The sequence below is a fragment of the Pararoseomonas sp. SCSIO 73927 genome (assembly GCF_037040815.1).
Classification (GTDB): domain Bacteria; phylum Pseudomonadota; class Alphaproteobacteria; order Acetobacterales; family Acetobacteraceae; genus Roseomonas.
Genome location: NZ_CP146232.1, coordinates 5,055,401 through 5,070,847 on the forward strand (window position 1 = coordinate 5,055,401; position 15,447 = coordinate 5,070,847).

Here is a 15,447-nt window from a genome sequence, read left to right on the forward strand (position 1 = left end):
GCACGCGCGAGGGGGAGGCGCGCTTGTCCTCCTCCGTCCCGGTCCCTAGCTTCCCTGTACCGGATCGGATCCGGCCGGGACGGCATGGCCTGCTCTCGCATCGCACGCTCCTCTCCCCGGGGGGTTTGCCTGAGAATGGCGACCGGCGGAAGCCACGGAAGGGACGCCGCGCCCCGGTGACAGGGCGCGAGGACCCGGCGGGAGAGGAGCGCAGAGATGAGCGAGAAGCGTCGGAGCGGCCGGACCCCAGCCGAGGTGGCACGGTCCGGGGCCGAGGCGCTCGGCGGCCCGGACGAGGGCAGCCCGCCGGCGCCGCCGAAGCCCCCCCGCAAGGGAGGCTCGGCCACGCGCCGCGCCCTGGAATCCGGCACGGCGCTTGGTACCGCCGCCTCCCTCCTGCAGCCCGGCATCGCCGCGCCGCCGGAGGCCGGGACCGGTGCCCCCGCCATCGCCGTGCGCGCGGAGCCCGAGCCCTCGCCGGCCAGCCTCGCCGCACAACCGACCGCAACACCCCCGGCGAAAGCCCCAACGCCGGTCGTCCCGGTGCCCGAGCCGGCGCCACCGGCCGAATCCACCCCAACGGCCTCGGGGGCCGCCGCGGAACCGGCCGCCCCAGCACAGCCTCCGCCCGCCGCGGCGGAGAAGCCGCCCGCGGCGCCCCCGCCAGGCGCCCCCTCCCCGGCCGGTGCCCCCCAGGCGCCCGGCCCCGCCGAGGCGCCCCCCTTCCGCTTGCCCGACCCCGCCCTCGTCGGCCGCACCATGGCCGACGTGGCGGAGCGCGGGCAGCGCATCGTCCGCGAGTTCCTGCGCCGCCAGGGGGAGGCCGATGCCCCGCCCAGCCCGGACCCGCTGAACATCGGCAACGCCTTCATGGAGATGACGGCGCGCCTGATGACCAACCCCGCCAGCGTCGTGCAGGCCGGGATCGGTTTCTGGCAGGACTATCTCACCCTCTGGCAGAACACCGCCCGCCGCATGCTCGGCGGCGAGGTGCAGCCGGTCATCACGGAGCGCCGCGGCGACAAGCGCTTCAAGGACGACGCCTGGCGCGAGAACGAGGTCTTCGACTTCATCAAGCAGTCCTACCTGCTCTCCTCCCGCTACGTGACGAACGTGGTGCACGGGGCGGAGGGGCTGAACCCGAAGACGGCGCAGAAGGTGGATTTCTACACGCGCCAGTTCACGGACGCGATGAGCCCGAGCAACTTCTGGCTCACCAATCCCGAGGTGCTGCGGAAAACGGCGGAGACCGGCGGCGAGAACCTGCTCAAGGGCCTCTCCAACCTGCTCTCCGACCTGGAGCGCGGGCACGGCAGGCTCCGCATCAACATGACGGACGAGAGCAAGTTCAGGATCGGGGAGAACATCGCCGTCACCCCCGGCAAGGTCGTGTACCGCAATGCCTTGATGGAGCTGATCCAGTACACGCCCACAACGGAGACGGCGCTGAAGCGCCCGCTGCTCCTGCTGCCGCCCTGGATCAACAAGTTCTACATCCTGGACCTGCGCCCGAAGAACTCCTTCGTCCGCTGGGCCGTCTCCCAGGGCCACACCGTCTTCGTCTGCTCCTGGGTGAACCCGGACGAGAACCTCGCGGAGATGGGCTTCGAGGACTACATGCGCCTCGGTCCCTACGCCGCGCTGGAGGCGATCGAGAAGGCCACCGACGAGCGGCAGGTGAACGCCATCGGCTACTGCCTCGGCGGCACGCTGCTCGCCTCCACCCTCGCGCACATGGCGAAGCGGAACGACGACCGCATCGCCTCCGCCACCTTCTTCACGACGATGCTGGACTTCGAGGAGGCCGGCGAGCTCGGCGTCTTCATCGACGAGGAGCAGCTCCAGGCCATCGAGGCGAAGATGAGCAAGCGCGGCTTCCTCGAGGGCTCGGAGATGGCCGACACCTTCAACATGCTCCGCGCCAACGACCTCATCTGGTCCTTTGTCGTGCAGAACTACCTGCTGGGGCAGGAACCCTTCCCCTTCGACCTGCTCTTCTGGAACGGCGATTCCACGCGCATGCCGGCGAGGATGCACAGCTTCTACCTGCGCCGCATGTATCAGCAGAACGACCTGGTGAAGCCTGGCGCCATCGAGCTGGACGGGGAGGCGCTGGACCTGCGCGACATCCGCCTGCCGGCCTACATCCTGGCCACGCGGGAAGACCACATCGCGCCCTGGAAGAGCAGCTACAAGGCCACCGGGATCTTCTCCGGCCCCGTCCGCTTCGTCCTCGCCGCCTCCGGCCACATAGCCGGCGTGGTGAACCCGCCGGACAGCGGCAAGTACAGCCACTGGGTCGGCACTGGCGACGCTCCCGCCGAGCCCGCCGAGTGGTTCGAGCACGCCACCGAGTTCGCCGGCTCCTGGTGGCCGGACTGGCAGCGCTGGATCCTGGCGCAGGACCGCGCCACCGTGCCCGCGCGCCAGCCCGGTGCCGGCGGGCTCCCGGCGCTGGAGGACGCGCCCGGCAGCTACGTGAAGGTGATGGCGGGAGACTGACCCCCGCCCTAAACGGGGATCCCGGCCCTCAGATCCCGAAGGGGGTCGGCCCCCGGCCGCCGCGGTCCGGCGGCACGGGAGTGTCGAAGTCGGCCTGCCAGCCGCTCCGCTCGTCGAGGCTGCGCACGGCCTCGGCCAGCGCCCCGGCCGCGATCTCGCCCTGCGGCAGCGGCCCGGGATCGAGGAGCCGCGCCAGGGCCGCCTCCCCCCCGCGCGGGAACAGGTTGGGGCGCAGCGCCGCGGCCGCCCCCCCGCGATTCCCGGCCGCCAGGGCCCGCGCCGCCCCCGCCAGCGCGGCCGCCAGCTGCGGCGAGGCCGCCAGCGGGTCCGCCCCCAGCGCGCCCCGCATCTCGTCCCGCGCCTGGCCGATCGCCGCCTTCGCCTCTCCCGGCACCGGCGCCCAGCGCGGGCTGCCGTTCAGCTCCACCGCCAGCCACTCCAGCAGCGCCGCGGCCCGCGCCACCCGCACGGGCTGGTCCCGCAGCCCCACATTGACCCCCTGCATGTCGCGGGCGAGCGCGGCGATCGCGGCGCGGCCCGGCTCCTGGTCCGGCGGCAGCAGCCCGGCCGGGACGGGCCAGCCCAGCTTCGGCCGGCGCAGCTCCTCGCAGGCCCCAAGGCCCCCCAGGAGGAGCAGGGCGGCCAGGGCGCGACGGGAGACAGGAGGATTCGGGCTCATGCGCCGCACAGGATGCCCGTCCCGGCCGCTCCCGTCACGGGAGGAGCCGTCACCGCTCCTCCCGGTCCTGGTCCCGGCCGAACTCGATGTCCCGCTGCGCCCGCCGCGTCGCCTGGTTCGCCTGCGGTAGCCGCGGCAGGCTCGCCAGCCGCTCCAGCGTGTCCGGCGCGAAGGCCGGGGCCGGCAGGGCGCCGCGGGCCGCCGCCCGGTCGCCCGAGGCCAGGGCCGTCGCCGCCCCCTCCATGGCGGCGATCACAACCTCGGGCCGGGCGTCCTGCGCGATGCCCAGGGCCTGCCTTACCTCGTAGCGCGCCGCGGTCAGGGACGGGGCGGTGATGGCGCTGAAGGTGTAGAAGCTGCGCTCCCGCGGGATCGCCCAGGCCTCCCATTCCAGCCGGCTCACCGCCACGGCGGCCTCGGCGGGGCGGCCAGCCAGGGCGGCGGGGTTGCCGAAGGCCTCGGCCGCGCCCTCGATCGCGTTGAAGGCCGGGCCGCGCGTTCCTTGCCCGGCCAGGGGCGGCACGGGCGGGATGGTGTCATCCCCGGCCGCGCAGCCCGCGAGCACGAGGAGGATGGCGAGGGCAGCGTTCCGCATCGGTCTTTCCCGGCACGGGTCGCGTCCGGACGGAATCGCCCGGCCCGCGCCCGCTTCCTGCCTTAACGGCGCGGGCCACCCGGCGTTTTCCGTGCAACGGAACGCCGCCCGACGGAATACTGCCCCCAGGAGAACACGCCGCGAGGGAACACCGCCCGACCGCGGAGCCCTCAGGCCGGCAGCACCACCGCGGCGGAGAGCCCCCCGCCCGGCCGGTTCCGCAGCGTCACGTCGCCGCCATGGGCGCGCAGGATGTTCCGCGCGATCGGCAGGCCGAGCCCTACCCCGCCCGTCTCCCGGTTCCGGCTCACCTCCAGCCGCCGGAAGGGCTGGAATACCGCCTCCTGGCTCTCCGCCGGGATGCCGGGCCCGTCATCCTCCACCAACATCAGGATGCTTCCGTTCCGCGGCGGTTCCAGCACGATTCGCGCGACGCCGCCGTAGTTCGCCGCGTTCGTCACCAAGTTCGCCAGGGCCCGCTTCAGCGCGATCGGCCGCCCGCGCACCGTCAGCCGCTCCGGCCCGTCATAGGCGAAGGCGTCCGCGTCCACGTCCGGCCGCGCATCCGCCGCCTCGTCCAGCACGGTGCGGCACAGCGCCGCCAGGTCCAGCGGCACCGACGGCTCCGCCGCCGCGTCGTCGCGCGCGAAGGCGAGGGTGGCGTTTACCATCGCCTCCATCTCCTCCAGGTCCGCCAGCATCTTCGCCCGCTGCTCGTCGTCGTCCATGAACTCGGCGCGCAGCTTCAGCCGGGTGATCGGCGTCCGCAGGTCGTGCCCGATCGCCGCCAGCATCTGGGTGCGGTCCCCCACGAAGCGCCGGATGCGCTCCGCCATCGTATTGAAGGCGTGGGCGGCGGTGGCCACCTCCAGCGGCCCGTCCTCCGGCATCGGCGGCGCGTTCACGTCGCGACCCAGCGCGTTCGCCGCCCGGGCCAAGTCCCGCACCGGCGATGTCAGCCGCCGCACCGCCCAGATGATCAATGAGGCCGCCGCCCCCGTCATCAGCAGGAAGGCGACGAGGAAGGTCTCGGAATGCCACGGCCGCAGCGGCGGCGCATGGATGGCCATGTTCAGCCAGGCCGAGCCGTCGGGCAGCATCATCGCGATATGCAGCGTGCCGAAGCCCATCCCCGCCTGGATCTCGCGCGGGCGCAGGCGCGGCGGCGCGCCCATCAGGATCTCCGGCCGCACCATCCGCAGCACGGGCGGCGGCGCGGGCGGCATGCCCAGCCGCACGTTGGGCCGTTCCTCCAGCGAGGCCTCGAGCCCCTGCGGCAGGTCGATATCGGCGATCAGCGTTCCCCGGCGCTCGGGCAGCGCCAGCACCAGCGCGCGCCAGAGCCCGAACACGCGGGAGGAAACCTCGCGCTCCATCGCCGCGCGCTGCAGGTCCACGCGGTCCAGCGCGTGGATCGTCAGCCCCGCCGCCTGCACCGCCATCAGCGCCACCAGCAGGAACAGCGCCGTGCGCGCCGCGAGGGTGCGCGGCAGCACGCGCCGGATCAGCGCCGTCACGAGAGGAAGCGCATTACGCCGCGCGTTCCACATCGGCCGCCAGCACGTAGCCGCCGCCCCTCACGGTCTTGATCAGGCTGGGATTGCGCCCGTCATCCTCCAGCTTGCGCCGAAGGCGCGACACGGCGACGTCGATCGCCCGGTCGAAGGGCCCGGCCTGCCGCCCGCGCAGCAGGTCCATCAGCATGTCCCGCGTCAGCACGCGGTTCGGCCGTTCCACCAGCACCGTCAGCAGCTCGTACTCGCCACCGGTGAGGGAGACCTCCACGCCATCCGGGTTCAGCAGCCGCCGCCGCTGCGGCTCCAGCACCCAGCCGCCGAAGCGAATGGCGGAGGGCAGCGGGTCGCGCCGCGCCCCCTCCCCGTGCGCGCGCCGCATCACGGCGCGAATCCGCGCCAGCAGCTCCCGCGGGTTGAACGGCTTGGCCACGTAGTCGTCCGCGCCGAGCTCCAGCCCCACGATCCGGTCCGTCTCCTCCCCCATCGCCGTCAGCATGACGATCGGCACGTCGGACTGCCCGCGCAGCCAGCGCGCGAAGTCCAGCCCGGACTCGCCCGGCATCATCAGGTCCAGGATGACGATGTGGTAGCGCCCCAGCGGCCAGGCCCGCCGCGCCTCCCGCGCCTCCCGGGCGGTTGTCACGCGGAACCCCTGCTTCTCGAGGAAGCGGGCCAGAAGCTCGCGGATCTCGCGGTCGTCATCGACCACCAGGATGTGCGGGGCGGGTTCCATGGCCTGTTACATAGCGCGGACGCGGCCGGTGTCGCGCGGCCGGTTGTTACAATCCATGTCGGAACGGCTTTGCGTTGCCCGCCGTTTCACCAGCCCGTCATCACGCCTTGGATCAGGGCCGCAGGCGGACCAATTAGGGGGCGTCGGCGCCTCCCTTCCCCCCAAATCCTCGGGGCGGCGCCGCGGAAACGGCGGCGGGTGCGGTCGCATCCCCCCTCTTGTCGCGCCCCCCGCCGCCGTTCCACTCCCCTCTCCCATGAACACCCAGACGGCGCCGGACCCGGTGCCCCAGCCAGCGCCACCTCCCTTGCTAGCCCCTCCACCACCCTGGGCCGAGGCGGGCCTAGCGGCCCTCGCCGACGCCGATCCCGCCCTGTACGGGATCGTCGCCCGCTGCGGCCCCCTGCCCTGGCGACGCCGCGCGCCCGGCTTCCCCGGGCTGCTGCGCGCCATCTGCGGCCAGCAGATCAGCAACCGCGCCGCCGGCGCCATCTGGGCCCGCCTCCGCGCCCTGCCCGGCGCGCTGGAACCGGCCGGCCTGCTCGCGCTGGACGACGCCGCCCTCTGCGGCACCGCCGGCCTCTCCCGCCCGAAGGCCGCCCATGCCCGCAGCCTCGCCGCCGCCATCCTCGCGGGCGAGCTCCGCCTGGACCTGCTGCCCGCCATGCCGGACGAGGAGGCTGTCGCCCATCTCTGCGCCGTGCGCGGCCTCGGCCGCTGGACCGCCGCCGTCCATCTCCTCTTCGCGGAGGACCGGCCGGACATCTTCCCGGAAGGCGACCTCGCCCTCGCCGCCTCCCTCGCCCACCTGCGCGGCCTGCCTGAACGCCCCTCCCCGCGCGCCCTCACGGCCATCGCGGGGGAGTGGCGCCCCTACCGCTCCCTCGCCGCCCGCCTGCTCTGGCACCACTGGCGCCACGCCACCGGCCGCCCCGGCGCGGACCCGGAGGATGACGGCTAGAGGCCCAGCGCCACCGCCGCCTCCCCCAGCGCCCAGAGCGCCGGGAAGGCCATCACGAAGGCCAGCATGGCCTCGCGGACCGCGTCGTTGGGGATGATGGGGCGCGTCGCCGCGTGAAGGTAGCGCATGCCGACAATGAACAAAACAAGAACAGACGGGGCAAGTGGAGAGTCGCCCCGCCTCCCTCTCCCACCCCCGCCGTGTCCTCCACGCATCACCCCCGCCATGCGCCGTTGCGCCCGCCCCCCCTCCTCCGGCACGCGGCTTGCTGCAACAATGGACGCTGTAGCCCGTTCCGGCTGCACATACGGAGGACAGGGTGCCGGCCTTCGACGAGATGAATGACGGGGGCGCGATCCGTCCCGCCTACACGGGTATCGCCCGCTATCTGGACGGTGCGGGCGGCGGCGCGCTGGAAGCGAAGCGGCGCGAGGCCGAGGTGCTGTTCCGCCGCATCGGCGTCACCTTCGCGGTCTATACAGAGGGCGGCGACCCCGAGCGGCTGATCCCCTTCGACGTCATCCCCCGAATCCTGGCCCGGGGCGAGTGGGACAGCCTGCACCGCGGCCTGGAGCAGCGCGTCCGCGCCCTCAACGCCTTCCTGGCCGATGTCTACGGCCCGCAGCGCATCCTGAAGGAGGGCCTAGTCCCCGCCGAGCTGGTCCTGAAGAACGAGGGCTACCGCGCCGTGATGGAGGGCTTCACGCCCCCCGGCGGCGTCTACACCGTCATCTCCGGCATCGACCTCGTCCGCACCGGCCCGGACGCCTTCTACGTGCTGGAGGACAACTGCCGCGTGCCGTCCGGCGTCTCCTACATGCTGGAGAACCGGGAGGCGATGATGCGCCTCCTCCCGAACCTCTGCGCCGCCCACCGCATCGCGCCGGTCTCCCATTACCCGGAAGAGCTCCTGGAGACGCTGAAGTCCCTCGCCCCGCCGGCCTGCCAGGGCGACCCCACCGTGGTCGTCATGACCCCGGGCCCCTTTAACTCCGCCTACTACGAGCACTCCTTCCTCGCGGACGAGATGGGCGTGGAGCTGGTGGAGGGCGCCGACCTCTTCGTGCGCGACGACACGGTGTTCATGCGCACCACCGCCGGCCCGCGCCGCGTGGACGTGATCTACCGCCGGATCGACGACGAGTTCCTGGACCCGCAGGCCTTCCGGCCGGATTCCGCCCTCGGCGTCCCCGGCCTGATGCGCGCCTACCGCGCCGGTCGTGTCACCCTCGCCAACGCCCCCGGTGCCGGCATCGCGGACGACAAGGCCGTCTACCCCTTCGTTCCCGCCATGATCCGCTTCTACCTCACCGAGGAGCCGATCCTGCAGAACGTGCCGACCTATATGTGCGAGCGGGAGGAGGACCGCGCCTACGTCCTCGACCATCTCGGCGACCTCGTCGTGAAGCTCGCCCGCGGCTCCGGCGGCTACGGCATGCTGGTCGGCCCGCACAGCACCGCGGAGCAGCGCGCCGACTTCGCCGCCCGGATCCGCGAGAAGCCCGCCGACTACATCGCCCAGCCCACCCTGGCGCTCTCCACCGTGCCCACCCTCTGCGAGGGCGGCATGGCCCCGCGCCACGTCGATCTCCGCCCCTTCGTCCTGTTCGGGAAGAACCAGGTCCGCATCGTCCCCGGCGGCCTCACCCGCGTGGCCCTGCGGGAGGGCTCGCTGGTGGTGAACTCCTCCCAGGGCGGCGGCACGAAGGACACCTGGGTGCTGGAGGGCGACCCGCCCCCCATGTCCCAGTCGATGGGCGCGGAAGGCATGACCCAGAGCATGGGGGGCATGACCCAGACCCTCGGCCAGATGACCATGGGAAACATGACCATGGGCAAGATGGACTTCGGCGGGAAGAAGGACTGATGCTCGCACGCACTGCCGACAGCCTCTTCTGGCTGGGCCGCTACATGGAGCGCGCGGGCAATGTCGCCCGCGGCCTCAACGCCACCCTCCGCATGGCCTCCCTCGCCGCCCCCCGCGGCACGGAGGCCGAGGAGTGGGACGGCATCCTCCGCGCCACCGGCACCGCCGAGCACTACCGACAGCTCTACGGCGATCCCACCCCCGCCCAGGCCGCCCGCTGGCTGACGCTGGACACCCTCAATCCCTCCTCCGTCGCCACATGCTTTGAGGCCGCGCGCCGCAATGCCCGCGCCGTCCGCACCGCCCTCACCGTGGACATGTGGGAGGCGGTGAACGACACCTGGATCGACCTTCGCAAGCTGGACCCCAGCCACGCGGACGGCGACCGCCTCATGGCCTTCAACGACTGGGTCATCGCCCGCACCGTCCTGTTCAACGGCGCCGCCATGGACACGATGCTGCGCGACGACGCCTGGCGCTTCGCCCGCCTCGGCACGATGCTGGAGCGCGCGGACAACACCGCGCGCCTGCTGGCCGCCCGCCAGGCCGCCTTCGCCGTGGGCGCGGAGGAGAACACGGAGAACCACGCCCAGTGGCAGGGCCTCCTCCGCTCCGTCTCAGCGCTCCGCGCCTACCAGCACCTGTTCCGGGAACGCCTGCGTCCCGCCCGCGTGGTGGAGCTGCTGCTGATGCGCCCGGAGCACCCGCGCTCCGTCACTGCCTGCTACGAGGAGGTGAACGACATCCTCGGCGTGCTCGCCATGCATGAGGGGGAGGACCGCGTGGCCTGCCGCCGCCTCGCCGCCGCGCTGCGCGGCCGCTGCGTGGCGCACAGCACCGCGTACCTCATGGATGGCGGCCTCTCCGCCATCCTCGCGGAGATCATCGAGGGGAATGGCCGCCTTGGCGTCTCCATCGGGAAGTGCTTCCTGAACGGCTGACCCGCGCCGGGCCGCCCCGCCACCGAGCCACCCCGCCACCGGGCCGCCCGCACCGTCGTTCCAGGAACCACGCCATGAAGCCCCGCGTCGCCTTCATCGGAACCGGCGGCACCATTGCCTCCCAGGGCGCCGGCCCGCTCGACACCACCAATTACGGCTCCTCGGGCAAGCCCCTGCTGGACGCCGCCCAACTCGTCGCCCGCTTCCCCGAGCTGGCAGAGGTCGCGGAGGTGCTCCCCGTCCCCTTCAGCGCCGTCCCCAGCCCGCAGATCGCCTTCCCCACCTGGAAGGCCCTCGTCCATCTCTGCGACCGCCTCGTCGCGGAACATCCGGACCTCGCCGGCATCGTCATCGGCCACGGCACCGCGACGCTGGAGGAGACCGCCTACGCCCTCCACCTCGCCGCGAAGGTCCGGGTTCCCATCGTCGTCACCGGCGCCCAGCGCCCCTCCTCGGCGCTGTCCACCGATGCCGGGCTGAACCTCGTCAACGCCGTCCGCACCGCCGCCCACCCGGACGCGCGCGGCCTCGGCGTCCTCGTCCTGCTGAACGACGAGATCCAGGCCGCGCGGGAGGTGACGAAGACCTCTACCAGCCGCATGCAGACCTTCCGCTCCCCCGATTTCGGCGCCCTCGGCCAGGCCGACGGCGACGGCGTGAACTTCTATCGCCGTCCCATCCGCCCCGGCGCTCCCGACACCCCCTTCGACATCCGTGGCCTGGAGTCCCTGCCCCGCGTGGACATCGCCTACTCCTACGCCGGCGCCGACGCCACCGCCGTGCGCGCCTTCCTGGAGGCCGGCGCGCGGGGCATCGTCTCCGCCGGCTTCGCCCCCGGCTTCTGCACGCCCGACGAGTTCGACGCCCTGCGCGAGGCCGCGGCATCGGGTACGATCGTCATGCAGTGCACCCGCGCCGGCTCCGGCCGCGTCTTCCCCACCACGAAGCTGCGCGACGCCGGCTTCCTCACCACCGACAACCTCAACCCGCAGAAGGCCCGCATCCTCCTCGCCCTCGCCCTCACCGTCACCCAGGACCGGGAGGAGATCGCCCGCCTCTTCGGCACCTACTGAGGGAAGCGGCGTGACGATCGGACGACACGACCTTCCCGTCCCGCCGATCGACACCACCTCCCGGCAGCCCCACCGAGGGGCGCGCACCGGGGATCTGCATGACCGAGAACTTCCACTTCCTCGTGGCCGAGAGCGAAGGGCCAGAGGACCGCGAGGCCAGGCGCCAGAGCGTCGGCCGCAGCTCCGGCGAGACCTATGCCGACACCCTCCGCGAGCTCGCCCCGGGCGCGGTCTGCGACCACCTCAAGCCCGCGGAGGAGAGCAGCCCCGTCCAGCGCCCGGAGGTTCTCGCCCGCTACGACGCCGTCTTCCTCTGCGGCTCTCCCCTGCACGTCTACGAGGACACGCCGGAGACGCGGCGCGTCCTGGACTTCATGCGGGCTGTCTTTGCCTCCGGCACGCCCTCCTTCGGATCCTGCGCCGGACTTCAGGTCGCCGTCGCGGCCGCGGGCGGGACGGTCGGGCCGCGAGAGGAGGGCAACGAGGCCGGCTTCGCACGTCGCATCACCCCGACGGAGGAAGGGCGTGGCCACCCGCTGCTGCACGGCCGCCCCTGGGCCTTTGACGCCCCGGCCATTCACTCGGATGAGGTGAAGGCGCTTCCCCGCGGCGCCGTGCTGCTCGCCACCAACGGGGCGAGCACCGTCCAGGCCGCCGAGATCCGTTCGGGGAACGGCGTGTTCTGGGGCGTGCAGTACCACCCCGAGCTCACGCTGCACGAGGTCTCCCAGGCCCTTCGCCGCCAAGCCGACACCCTCGTTGCGCAGCGCTTCGCGCTGGACCTCGAAGCCGTCGAGCACCACGCCGTACGGATCGACGCCCTCGCCCGGGAGCCGGACCGGCGCGACCTCGCCTGGCAGCTCGGCCTCGACCGCCAGGTCACCGACACCGCCCAGCGCCGGACCGAGCTGCGGAACTTCATCCGGCACATGGCGGAGCCGCGGCGCGCCCGCCGCAAGGCGTCGGAGTTCGCCTAAGGGCGGGTCCGCCCGAAAGCTCCCGCGTCCCGCGCCGGGCCTACTCTGCGGCCATCACCGCCCGCTTCTCCAGCTCGACCCGCACGGGGACGGCCTTCACGGCGGGCACCTTGCTCTCCTCGGCGTAGTGCCAGAGCGGGATGAGCGGGTTGCACTCCGGGTAGTAGCCGCCGATCGCGCCGCGCGGGATGTCGTAGAACACCACCTGCAGCCCGCCCACGGCCCGGCGGATGTTGTCCTCCACCGCCGTGACGAGCGCCACCGTGTCACCGTCCCGCAGCCCGCGCGCGCGCGCGTCCTCGCGGTTCATCAGCACCACCTGCCGCGTGCCGCTGATGCCGCGGAACCGGTCCTCGTAGCCGTAGACGGTGGTGTTGAACTGGTCGTTAGAGCGCAGCGTGAGGAGCTGCAGGATCTCCGGATCGTCCAGCTCCGTCTCCAGATCCGTGCGGAACCCCGCGGGCACGAGGAAATTCGCCTTCCCCGTTTCCGTTTTCCAGTCGCGCTGCCGCGCGGGCAGCGGGCGCGGGAAGCCGCCGGGCTCGTGGACGCGCCGGTTATAGTCCTTGAACGCGTCCGGGTAGCTTGCCTCGATCGCGTCACGGACCTTCGCGTAGTCGCCCACCCACTCGTCCCAGGGCACCTTCGCGTTCGGCTCCAGCGTCGCCTTCGCCATGCCCGCCACGATCGCCGGCTCCGACAACAGGTGCGGCGAGGCCGGCGCCACCTTGCCCCAGGAGGCGTGGATGTGCGTCATCGTGTCCTCGCAGGAGACCATCTGCGGCCCGCTTGCCTGGACGTCCTCCTCGATGCGCCCGAGGCAGGGCAGGAGGTAGGCGACCTGCCCGTTGATCAGGTGGTTGCGGTTCAGCTTCGTCGCGACCTGCACTGTCAGCCGGATGGTGGGCCAGGAGGCCTCCATCACCTCCGTGTCGGGCACCGCGCGCACGAAGTTCCCGCCCAGCCCGATGAAGGCCTGGATGTGGCCCTTCACGATCGCCTCGCAGGCTTCCACCGTATTCATGCCGGTGTCGCGCGGCGGCTCGAAGCCGTACTGCTCGGCCAGCCCGTCCAGCGGCACCAGTTCCGGCTTCTCGGAGATGCCGACGGTGCGCTGCCCCTGCACGTTGGAATGCCCGCGCACCGGCAGGATCCCCGCGCCGGGCTTGCCGATGTTCCCGCGCAGCAGCAGCAGGTTCACGAGCATTCGGACGTTGTCCACGCCCTTCTTGTGCTGCGTCAGCCCCATCCCGTAGATGCCCATGGCCGTGGGCGCCGCGGCATAGACGCTCGCCGCGTCCTGCATCGCCTGCCGCGTCAGCCCCGACCACCTCTCGATCTCCGCCCAGTCCTGCGCGCGGCACCAGGCGGCGTAGCTGTCGAAGCCGTGGGTGTGCTGCCCGATGAAGGCGTGGTCCAGCAGCGGCGCGCGCCCGGCGGCCATCGCCGTGTCGTCTGCCTCGATCAGCGCCTTGCTGACGCCGGCGATGGCCGCGATGTCGCCGCCCGCGCGGAGCTGGTGGTACTGCGATGCGATCCGCGTCTCCTTCTTCGTCAGCATCTCCACCGGGCTCTGCGGGTTGGTGAAGCGCTCCCAGCCGCGCTCGCGCAGCGGGTTGAAGACGATGATTGGCACGTCCCGCTTCGCGCAGCTCTGCAGCGGGTGCAGCATGCGCGGCGCGTTGGTGCCGACATTCTGCCCGAAGGAGAGGATGCAGGCCGTCTTGTCGAAGTCCTCCAGCTGCACCGTGCCCACCGGCGCACCGATGGCCAGAGGAAGGCCCACGGAGGTGCTCTCGTGGCACATGTTGGAGCTGTCGGGCAGGTTGTTGTGCCCGTAGAGCCGCGCAAACAGCGCGTACATGTAGCTCGTCTCGAGCGAGGCGCGGCCGGAGGCGTAGAACACCGTCCGCTTCGGGTCCATGCCGCGCAGCTCCGCGCCGATCTCGCGGAAGGCGTCCTCCCAGGCCACCGGCACCCAGCGGTCCTGCACCCGGTCCAGCTTCATGGGGCGCGTCAGGCGGCCGATTTTCTCGAGGTCGTGGTCCGACCAGTTGAGCAGTTCGGTGATCGTGTGCCGCTCAAAGAAGTCGTCGGCCAGGGACTTGCGCGTGATCTCCCAGGCCGTCGCCTTGGCGCCGTTCTCGCAGTACTCGAAGGGGTATGGCGCCTTGGGCTTCGCCCAGGAGCAGGAGACGCAGGAATACCCTTCCGGCTTGTTCTGCCGCAGCAGCACCGCGTTGCCCGTGGCCACCCGCTCCTCTCGCAGCAGCCTGGACTCTACCGAGCGCAGCGACCCCCAGCCGCCCGCCGGGCCGGGATACGGCTGCACGCTCACGGGGCGCGGCTTTCCGGTATCCGGCATCAGATCGGCACCTCTTCCGCGCTGCGGGGTTCCACCATCGGGCATCCGCTGTGGCCGGCGCGGAAGCCGGAGGACATCTCGTAGGCCGGCTTGCGGGCGCGATTGACCGAGCCGAGCGGACGATGCGCGGCCAGCCCGTGCCATGGGCTGAAGGACATGCCGAGATCGACGGCGCGCGACCGCTCCTCGTCCCAGGAGGGCTGCCGCCCGACCTTCAGCCGCGCCACCGTGACGTAGGGACTCTCCTTTTCCGGCCACGGCACGGAGGGGTCCTCGATCGGCATGCTCTCGACGTCCGTGCAGAGCTGCGCCCGCAGCTCCCACTCCGCGTCATGCTCCGCGAAGAAGGCCAGCACCTCCTCCCGCAGCGCTTCCGGCCGGCCGGAGACGTCCACCTTCCTGTTCGTCAGCGCCTTCAGCGCCGGCGAGAGCGGTGCGACAGAGAACTTCGCCATGTAAGGGCCGAAGAGAAAGGGCGTCGCGCTGTAGAAGGTCTCGCCGAGGATGTGCGTGTTGGGGTGGCCGCCGAGCTGCTTGATTGTCGCGCTCTCACCGCCCACCGCCTCGATCACCGTCTCCGTGCCGCGAAGCACGGCGGAGACGGCCTTCTTGAAGCCCTGCGGGATGTCCGTGGTCTTCGCCAGCAGCTTCACGTTGCCCAGAAACTTCTTGGCCGAGGGCGCCGCGAAGACGGGCGCGTTGACCATGACGAAATCCTGCGTGGATTGCCCATCTGACCCCGGCAGGCGGTCTCCCTCTACCCCCACCACCTTCATGGCGAGGCCGCGGGGCACGGAGATGCTGTCGTCCAGCAGGTCGCCGGGGTTGGTGGAGAAGCGCAGCACCACGGGATAAGTGCCAGGCTTGCCGAAGAGACCCTGGCGGTAGGCCGGGGCGGTATCGCCGTACACGCGGAGCTCGCCGCGCAGCAGGCCGTGGCTCTTCGCGTGGACGGCGCGAACGGGGTAGCCGTAGTCCTTGTAGGTGGTCTCGACGATGTCACGCATCGCCTCCACCAGCTCCGTCTTCGTGTCCTCCTCGCCCTCCTCCGGGTGCTCGAAACCGGGCTCGTATCGGATGGGGCTGGGCATGCGGAACTCCTGCGTCCGCAGGTGAACGCGGCCCCGGGGGCGATGTTTCGAGGGGCGCACCGGGGGCTGTGACTGCGGTGCAACATGGGATTTCAGAAACATCACGTGAGCGTGAAAGTTCGGAGAAGCCGGTCTAGCCTTCCCGG

At 72.0% G+C, this 15,447-nt stretch carries 13 protein-coding genes; 6 read left to right on the forward strand and 7 right to left on the reverse strand.

Features of this window, described 5'->3' with window-relative positions; translation table 11 throughout:
• The first annotated feature begins 759 nt into the window (after positions 1-759).
• A complete protein-coding gene (locus VQH23_RS23940) occupies positions 760-2,502 on the forward strand; it encodes a class I poly(R)-hydroxyalkanoic acid synthase (RefSeq protein ID WP_338666154.1) in 1,743 nt (580 codons plus the stop codon).
• A 28-nt stretch (positions 2,503-2,530) separates the two neighbouring features.
• Here VQH23_RS23940 and VQH23_RS23945 read toward each other — a convergent pair whose 3' ends face one another.
• The 4 genes from VQH23_RS23945 to VQH23_RS23960 all read right to left on the reverse strand — a co-directional run bounded on the left by VQH23_RS23945 (position 2,531) and on the right by VQH23_RS23960 (position 6,026).
• Positions 2,531-3,181, reverse strand: a complete 651-nt coding sequence (locus VQH23_RS23945; RefSeq protein ID WP_338663176.1) for a hypothetical protein — start codon at positions 3,179-3,181, stop codon at positions 2,531-2,533.
• 49 nt (positions 3,182-3,230) lie between these two features.
• A complete protein-coding gene (locus tag VQH23_RS23950; RefSeq protein WP_338663177.1) occupies positions 3,231-3,776 on the reverse strand; it encodes a hypothetical protein in 546 nt (181 codons plus the stop codon).
• 170 nt (positions 3,777-3,946) lie between these two features.
• On the reverse strand, positions 3,947-5,293 hold the full coding sequence (locus tag VQH23_RS23955; RefSeq protein ID WP_338663178.1) for an ATP-binding protein: 1,347 nt from the start codon (positions 5,291-5,293) through the stop codon (positions 3,947-3,949).
• A gap of 13 nt (positions 5,294-5,306) precedes the next feature.
• The gene (locus VQH23_RS23960; RefSeq protein ID WP_338663179.1) at positions 5,307-6,026 is read right to left on the reverse strand and encodes a response regulator; all 720 of its coding nucleotides are present in this window, start codon (positions 6,024-6,026) and stop codon (positions 5,307-5,309) included.
• 256 nt (positions 6,027-6,282) lie between these two features.
• Here VQH23_RS23960 and VQH23_RS23965 point away from each other — a divergent pair, with 256 nt between their 5' ends.
• Entirely contained in the window at positions 6,283-6,987 is a 705-nt protein-coding gene (locus tag VQH23_RS23965) for a DNA-3-methyladenine glycosylase 2 family protein (protein WP_338663180.1), read from the forward strand.
• Here the strand turns inward: VQH23_RS23965 and VQH23_RS23970 are convergent.
• Entirely contained in the window at positions 6,984-7,115 is a 132-nt protein-coding gene (locus VQH23_RS23970; RefSeq protein WP_338663181.1) for a hypothetical protein, read from the reverse strand. The genes VQH23_RS23965 and VQH23_RS23970 overlap by 4 nt on opposite strands.
• Positions 7,116-7,324: 209 nt before the next feature.
• Here VQH23_RS23970 and VQH23_RS23975 point away from each other — a divergent pair, with 209 nt between their 5' ends.
• The 4 genes from VQH23_RS23975 (at position 7,325) to VQH23_RS23990 (ending at position 11,845) form a co-directional block, all read left to right on the forward strand.
• The gene (locus tag VQH23_RS23975) at positions 7,325-8,854 is read left to right on the forward strand and encodes a circularly permuted type 2 ATP-grasp protein (protein WP_338666155.1); all 1,530 of its coding nucleotides are present in this window, start codon (positions 7,325-7,327) and stop codon (positions 8,852-8,854) included.
• On the forward strand, positions 8,854-9,795 hold the full coding sequence (locus tag VQH23_RS23980; RefSeq protein WP_338663182.1) for an alpha-E domain-containing protein: 942 nt from the start codon (positions 8,854-8,856) through the stop codon (positions 9,793-9,795). Before VQH23_RS23975 ends, VQH23_RS23980 begins: the two co-directional genes overlap by 1 nt.
• Positions 9,796-9,869: 74 nt before the next feature.
• Positions 9,870-10,868 carry an asparaginase gene (locus VQH23_RS23985; protein ID WP_338663183.1) on the forward strand — a complete coding sequence of 333 codons (999 nt, stop codon included), beginning with the start codon at positions 9,870-9,872 and terminating at the stop codon, positions 10,866-10,868.
• A 98-nt stretch (positions 10,869-10,966) separates the two neighbouring features.
• Positions 10,967-11,845, forward strand: a complete 879-nt coding sequence (locus VQH23_RS23990) for a type 1 glutamine amidotransferase (RefSeq protein ID WP_338663184.1) — start codon at positions 10,967-10,969, stop codon at positions 11,843-11,845.
• Positions 11,846-11,885: 40 nt separating this feature from the next.
• Here VQH23_RS23990 and VQH23_RS23995 read toward each other — a convergent pair whose 3' ends face one another.
• Both VQH23_RS23995 and VQH23_RS24000 read right to left on the reverse strand, forming a co-directional pair.
• Positions 11,886-14,210, reverse strand: coding sequence for an FdhF/YdeP family oxidoreductase (locus VQH23_RS23995; RefSeq protein ID WP_338663185.1), 2,325 nt, complete (start codon positions 14,208-14,210; stop codon positions 11,886-11,888).
• On the reverse strand, positions 14,210-15,301 hold the full coding sequence (locus tag VQH23_RS24000) for a catalase family protein (protein WP_338663186.1): 1,092 nt from the start codon (positions 15,299-15,301) through the stop codon (positions 14,210-14,212). Before VQH23_RS24000 ends, VQH23_RS23995 begins: the two co-directional genes overlap by 1 nt.
• Between the last annotated feature and the right edge of the window lie 146 nt (positions 15,302-15,447).